Source organism: Streptomyces sp. NPDC002018 (assembly GCF_042890865.1).
GTDB lineage: Bacteria > Actinomycetota > Actinomycetes > Streptomycetales > Streptomycetaceae > Streptomyces.
Map to the genome: position 1 here is coordinate 69,061 of NZ_JBIASO010000030.1, position 7,001 is coordinate 76,061.

The 7,001-nt window shown below is 69.6% G+C and carries 3 protein-coding genes and 1 pseudogene; 3 read left to right on the top strand and 1 reads right to left on the bottom strand.

The window, feature by feature from the left end; all coding sequences use genetic code 11:
• The first annotated feature begins 51 nt into the window (after nt 1-51).
• From ACFYYH_RS32190 to ACFYYH_RS32200, 3 genes are all read left to right on the top strand, one after another.
• On the top strand, nt 52-4,746 hold the full coding sequence (locus ACFYYH_RS32190) for a DEAD/DEAH box helicase (RefSeq protein WP_388558682.1): 4,695 nt from the start codon (nt 52-54) through the stop codon (nt 4,744-4,746).
• A gap of 23 nt (nt 4,747-4,769) precedes the next feature.
• Entirely contained in the window at nt 4,770-5,165 is a 396-nt protein-coding gene (locus ACFYYH_RS32195) for a transposase (RefSeq protein WP_388558685.1), read from the top strand.
• Nucleotides 5,166-6,119: 954 nt separating this feature from the next.
• A complete protein-coding gene (locus tag ACFYYH_RS32200) occupies nt 6,120-6,425 on the top strand; it encodes a hypothetical protein (protein ID WP_388558688.1) in 306 nt (101 codons plus the stop codon).
• A 51-nt stretch (nt 6,426-6,476) separates the two neighbouring features.
• Here the strand turns inward: ACFYYH_RS32200 and ACFYYH_RS32205 are convergent.
• Nucleotides 6,477-6,833 (bottom strand): annotated as a pseudogene (locus tag ACFYYH_RS32205) (TniQ family protein); the annotation flags it as partial.
• Nucleotides 6,834-7,001: the final 168 nt, after the last annotated feature.

The following is a 7,001-nucleotide window of genomic DNA, read 5'->3' on the forward strand; positions in this document are numbered from 1 at the left end:
CGGTACCGCCCCACCGCTCGTCCGAAGCCGACCGTCACATCGGAGCCTCCCGTGCACAGCCTCGACCCGCTCGCCACCTCCCGCATGATCAGCGACACCTACCGCCGCTATCTGCGTTCCCTGCTGCCCCTGCGCGAGCCCCGCCTGGCCGAGGCCCTCGCCCACGCCATCGACACCAGCCCGCTGCTCACCAAGGGGCCCTTGCTGGAGGCCACCCCCGCCTACGCGCCGGGCGCCACCCTGAACGAGCTCGTCGCGGAGGGCGTACTGGACCCCGCGTTCCAGCAGCTGACCGGCCCCGCACTGCCCGCCGACCGTCCCTTGTACCGGCATCAGGAACAGGCGCTGCGCAAGGCCGTCGCCGGACACAACCTCGTCGTGGCCACCGGCACCGGCTCCGGCAAGACCGAGAGCTTCCTCCTGCCCGTCCTCAACGCCCTCGCCGCCGAGCACGCCCGCGGCACCCTCGGACCCGGTGTCCGCGCCCTGCTGCTCTACCCGATGAACGCCCTGGCCAACGACCAGATGAAGCGACTGCGCCGACTTCTCGCCGACGCCCCCCACATCACCTTCGGCCGCTACACCGGCGACACCAAGGACGATCCGCAGCGCGCCGCCGACACCTTCGAGCAGCTCAACCCCGGCGAACCGCGCCTGCCCAACGAACTGCTCAGCCGACGCGAGATGCGCGCCACACCGCCCCACCTCCTGCTCACCAACTACGCCATGCTGGAGTACCTGCTGCTCCGCCCCCAGGACATGGACCTCTTCGAGGGAGAGCAGGCGGGTTCCTGGCGGTTCGTCGTCGTCGACGAGGCCCACGTCTACGACGGAGCGCGCGGCGCGGAACTCGCCATGCTGCTGCGCCGTTTGAAGGACCGTGTGGGGCAGGGTCGGGAGATCCAGGCCATCGCCACCAGTGCCACCGTCGGCGCGGAGGAGAACCCGGCCGCCGTCACCGCCTTCGCCCAGGCCCTCTTCGACGTCCCCTTCCGGTGGGACGCGAGCGAACCCGCCGCCCAGGACCTGGTCACCGCCACCCGGGTCGGGACACCCGACGGCCCGCACTGGGGACCGCTGCCGACCACCGAGTACCTGCGCCTGGCCACGACCGCCGACCCCGGACCGGAGATCGTGTCGGCCGCCCGCATGCACGGCCTGCCCGCCGACACGACCGCGGCCACCGCCCTCGCCGCTGAGGCCAGCACCGTGGCTCTGCGCCGGGCCCTCGCCGACGGACCCCGGCCCGTGAACGAGATCGCCCGCGACGTCTTTCCCGGTGACCCCGTCGGACCCGCGGCGGTCACCGCGCTCATCCAACTCGCCAGCCAGGTGACCGACACCGACGGCGCTCCCGTGCTTTCCGCCCGCTACCACCTTTTCGCACGCGCCACGGAAGGCGCCTTCACCTGCCTCGACCCGGCAGGCCCCCACCTCGACCTGGCCCGCCACGAGACGTGCGCGCGGTGTGCCCGCCCCTCCTTCGAGCTGGGCGCCTGCCGCCGCTGCGGTGCCGTACACCTGCACGGCACCCTCACCGGCAAGGGGGCACAGGCCCGCCTCGCACACCGCAAGTCTCCCCACAGCCCCCACACTTGGCTGCTCCTCGACGAGGACGGCTCGGACACCGGTGCCGACGAGGACGACGAGACACTCGGCGACAACGCCAAGGGCGGTCTCAAGGAACGCAGACTGTGCACCCGCTGCGCGGCCGTGCACCCCGCGGCCACGGCATCCTGCACCGCTCCCGGATGCGGTGGCACCGAACTGCGCCGCGTCCACCAACTCGACACCCACGAGGGCACCCCGGCCGCATGCCTCGCCTGCGGAGCGCGCGGTCACGGCATGATCCGCCTGTTCGAGGCGGGCAACGAGGCTTCGGCCGCCGTCCTCAGCACCGCCCTCTACCAGGCGCTGCCGCCGACGACTGACGGCCCGGCCGCCGCACTGCCCGGACAGGGCCGCAAGCTGCTGTTCTTCAGTGACAGCCGACAGGCCGCCGCGTACTTCGCGCCCTACCTGGAGGACTCCTACACCCGCATCCAGCACCGGCGCCTGATCACCCAGGCCGTCCGACAGGGCTGCCCCGACCCCGACGAGCCCCTGCACATCGACGACCTCGTCGCCCACACCATCCGCGCCGCCGACCGCGCCGGAGTCTTCCGCCGCAACGACTCCCGCCAGGCCAAGCAGCGCGAAGTGGCTCTGTGGGTGATGCAGGAAGTGCTCAGCCTCGACGACCGACAGTCACTCGAAGGCCTCGGCCTGCTCCGGATCGACATCGACCGCGAGCCGTTCTGGCAGCCGCCCGCCGCCCTCACCTCACTCGGCCTCACGGACGACGAGGCATGGCTGCTGCTGCAGGAACTCCTGCGTACCCTGCGCAACCAGGGTGCGCTCACCATGCCCGAGGACGTCGACGCGGGCGACGAGGCGTTCGCCCCACGCAAGGGGCCCATCTGGGTCCGCTCCCAGGGCTCCGAGGCCAAGCGCAGAGTGATCAGCTGGCTGCCCAGCGCCGCGAGCGCCTCAAACCGACGCGTCGACTACCTCGTACGCGTGCTCGACGCCCTCGGCCACCAGGGCGAACGACGGGCCACCGCCCTCGATGTCTTGAACCGCCTGTGGACCGACCTCACGACAGGTCACCTCGCCGACTGGCTGCCGTCCGAAAGCCAACCGGGGATCGGCGTCGTCCGCCGACTCGACCACACCTGGCTGCGGTTGCGGCCGGTGACGGCGGACAGCGGTCCGCTGTACGTCTGCGACCGCTGCCGCCGTATCACCGCGCTCTCCGTGCGCGGTGTGTGCCCGACGCTGCGCTGCACAGGACGCCTGGAGGACTTCAAGCCGTCGCCCGAGACGGACGAGCACCTGCGGCGCCTCTACCTGACGTTCGACCCCGTTCCCCTGCGCGCCCAGGAGCACACCGCGCAGTGGACCGGGGAGAAGGCCGCCGAGATCCAGGGGGAGTTCGTCCGAGGGCAGGTCAACGCCCTGTCCTGCTCCACCACCTTCGAACTCGGCGTCGACGTCGGTGAACTCCAGGCCGTCGTCCTGCGTAACATGCCGCCCTCCACCGCCAACTACGTCCAGCGCGCCGGCCGCGCCGGCCGCCGCGCCGACTCGGCCGCGCTGGTCCTCACCTACGCGCAGCGGCGGCCCCACGACCTCGCCCGGTTCGCGGAGCCCGAGCGGATGATCGCCGGGGAGGTACGGGCCCCGATCGTCCCCGTCGACAACGTCCGGATCGACCGCCGCCACGCCCACTCCATCGCGCTCGCCGCCTTCTTCCGTGCCATGAAGGACGAGCGGGGCCGGATCTGGCGCAAGGCGGGAGAGTTCTTCCTTCCCGACGACACCACCGGCGAGATCGCCGCCCACACGGTGCGCGACTGGCTGACCCCCGTTCCGGACAGCGTCATGGCCTCCCTGCGCCGGGTTCTCCCCAACCAGGTCCAGAAAGAGATCGGCATCGACTCCGGCGACTGGGTCGCCGAACTGGACCGGCTCCTGCGGGCCGCGCAGCAGATTCTCGACCAGGACGTCACCTCGTACAGCGAACGCCGCGACCAAGCGGCGGTCGCCCGCAAGTACCGGCAGGCGGAGATGTACGAGAAGGTCATCCGTAACCTCACCCAACGCGAACTGCTCGGCGTCCTCGCCAACCGCAACGTGCTGCCCAAGTACGGCTTCCCCGTGGACACCGTCGAACTGCGCATCCCCCAGGAGGGTGGCGCCGTCTCGGGGCAACTCGAACTCACCCGTGACCTGAGCGCCGCCGTCCACGAGTACGCCCCGGGGGCCGAGATCGTGGCGGGCGGCCACCTGTGGGCGTCCGCCGGCGTCTACCGGCTGCCGGACCGCGAACTGGTCAGCCGCCACTACGCCGTGTGCGCGGCCTGCGGCCGCTACCGGGAGGCCACCGAACCCGTGGACCCCGTCTGCGCCGCCTGCGGCACGCAGTCCGCGGCCGCGCAACGCCGGTACGTCGAACCGGTCTACGGGTTCGTCGCCGCGCGCGGACCACAGCGCCGCCCGGGGCAGACCCCGCCACGACGGTCCTGGTACGGCGACGTCCACATGTCCACCGACACCGCCGACCTCCAGGAAGGCGCGATTACCTTCGTCTCCGGCCACACCACGCTCTGGTCGGCGGGCACCCGGGGAGAGATGGTGGTTGTCTCTGAGGGACCGGCCGGTGCCGGATACCAGATCTGCGACTGGTGCGGCTGGAGCCGTCCGCACGCTCAGGCCGGGCCTTTGCGCGGCGGCCACCCGCACCTGCTGAAAGACACCCAGTGCACTGGTACCCTCCGCGTCGTCTCCCTCGCTCACCGGTACCAGACCGACTTTCTCCAGATCCATCTGGACCCGCTCACAGCCCTGACCGCCACCCCGGCCCGTCTGCGCTCCGGCTTGTACGCACTGCTCGAAGGCGCCGCCGCGCGCCTGGAGATCAGCCGCGACGACATCGACGGCACGGTTCACACCGGCACCGACGGCATGCCGTCCCTGCTGCTCTTCGACACCACTCCGGGGGGCGCGGGCAACGCCGTGTCCATGGGCGAGCGGCTCGAACCGGTTGTCTCTGCCGCGCTTGCCCGGGTGGCGGCCTGCGAGTGCGGCCCGGAGAGCAGCTGCTACGCGTGCCTGCGGAACTTCCGCAACGAGCGCTTCCACGAGCTGCTGAGCCGCCGCGAGGCCATCGCACTCCTCGATGCCCTGACTGGCAATGCGAGCTGAGGGGATGAGACGCCGCCCACGGAGTGCTGGTCGTGGACGACTCCGGCGACCGCAAGGACGGCACCAGGACCGCCTTCACCGGCTGGCAGTGGCTGGGCTGGCTGGGCAAGACCGACAACGGCATCGTGACGGTCACCACGCTGTGGGCGGACGAGCGCCTGTACTACCCGCTGCACGCGCTGCCCTACAGCCCTGCCCACCACTTCCCCAAGAAGCGCAGCGACCCGGGCTCCCGCACCAAGCCGCAGCTGGCCGCCGCGGCAGCCATCCTGGCCGCGCGGGCCGGCGTCCCGGATCTGTGGAGCCCGAGGGTGAGATCCCCTCGGGCCACCCGACTGGATGACCGTTGGTTATCTGCCTGCACCCGAGTCGATGTCCCGGGCGAGCTGTTGGGCATATTCGGCGAGGAGTTTCCGTAGGTCGGCGTAGTGCCGAAAGGTATCTGGCCGGACGAGGTTGTACCAGGTGGTGTTGCGGCGAAGAGCCCATTCGCGTTGGACGTCTTGAGGCTGTTCGGCCTCAATGGGGCGAGGGGCGAAGAGGTGCTCGCCTTGTGTGACCTGTACCCAGATGAATACGGAGGCGTCCTGACGTTTGCGGTCGCCGACTGCCGGCCGAATGGGGCCGGGGATGGGTGGTAACTCGCTGACCAGGGCGTCCCATTCGTCAGGAGGCAGAGCCCAGTCTCTGAGTGCCTCACGTCGGCGCTGGTAGTCGATGAGTGGTCGGTGGGGTGCTCGGAGTTCGGCGCTGAGCTCGCGGAGGACCCGTTCGAACTCGGCAGGGTTGCGTCCCGCGCGTTCCCAGCGTTGGAAGTCGGTGTTGGATCTGAACCGCACGCGGTCCGGGGCTATGCCGAGGTAAGTCGCGGCCTCATCGAGGGGTCCGCCTATGGCCCACTGGACGAGCCGGACCGCAGCGGTTCGACGCAAGACCTTCGGGGCGATTCCGGCAATGGGTGCGAAGTATCTTTCATGCCAGTCCGGTTCCAGGTATGCCGGGATGTGTTCTGGTCGGTAGTCGTCCCGCAGTGGTGCTCGGGGTCCTTGTGGGCCGCCGATTTTGCGGTAGGTGCGTGTCAATGGTTCGGCCGCGTCTCGGAATCGCCGCGAGCACGAGTTTTCATGGCGGGCGTAGATGCGTACCCAGGGCGTGCGTGTCGGCCGCTCTCCAGGGGTGTGGACGAGCTGGGAAAGGTGCTCGGACAGATCGTTTGCTTCGAGTAAGGAGTGTGCGGCGCGTAGGAGTCCGGCACAGGCGATCGGGTCACGGGGCGGTACATCGCGCAAGCGATGGTGCTGCAGACCGTTGCTGGTGCCGAAATTCTCTGAAGTGGAGTGGAGGTACGCGGTCACATACCCGGAGAGGGTGGTGTGGAGAAGATGCTGCCCTACTGGCCAAGTAAGGCCGATCAGTGCGGTGGCCAGCCGGAGATCTGTGAAGTATTCGGATGCGTCCGTGGCCGGAGTCGGCGGTTCCAGGTGGGCAAGCAGGGACTGCTGGAAGCGAAGGATGCCCGGTGTCGGGTGTGGCTGACGGCCGGGATCCGTAGTAACTCGCTGATCGAGTCTGCCGCCGCAGGCGCGGGACTTTCGTTTCTGCGTTGGGGTGTCGATCGTCCACCGGCATTGCGCTGGGTGCAGGCTGTGATCGTTGGCCCGCTCGATCAGGCGCCCTGATATGGCGCGCGGCTGCCCGCAGTGCGGGCAGCCTGCTTCCAGATAGGTCTGGTGTTCTACGCAGCTGAAAACAATGGGTAGGTGCCAGAGTTTGTGCCAGGGGCCGCCGTGGAGTTGCTGGGCCGGGGTGCCGTCGCCCGCCAGGCAGGAGGGGCAATACCGCGGGGAGCCGACGAAAAGCCATGGGTCCGGCCTCTTCGGTCCCGCTCCGGGCACGGATGACCAGGCGATGGGGGGATACCGGTCTCGCCACTGTTTCAGTGTCAGTGCCGACACTTCCTCGGCTGTCTGGCGGGTCAGTCGGGCGAATCCTTGGGCCTCCGGCCCGGTGAGATCCAGCAGCAGACTGCCTGGGATGTGAGTAGCTTGGACGCGATCGGTCCAGCCCGCCGCACGGATCAGTTGCAGAGGCGGGAGGCTGAGGCGATGCCCTAGGACTTGTCCGGTCGATCATGTGCGGAGCCAGATGGTGAGGGCTGCTGCTGTTGCGGTGCCGAGGAAGACGTAGCCACGCTTGTCGTATCGGGTGGCCACGGCCCGGTGCTGTTTCAGCCTGTTGATGGCCCGTTCGACGGT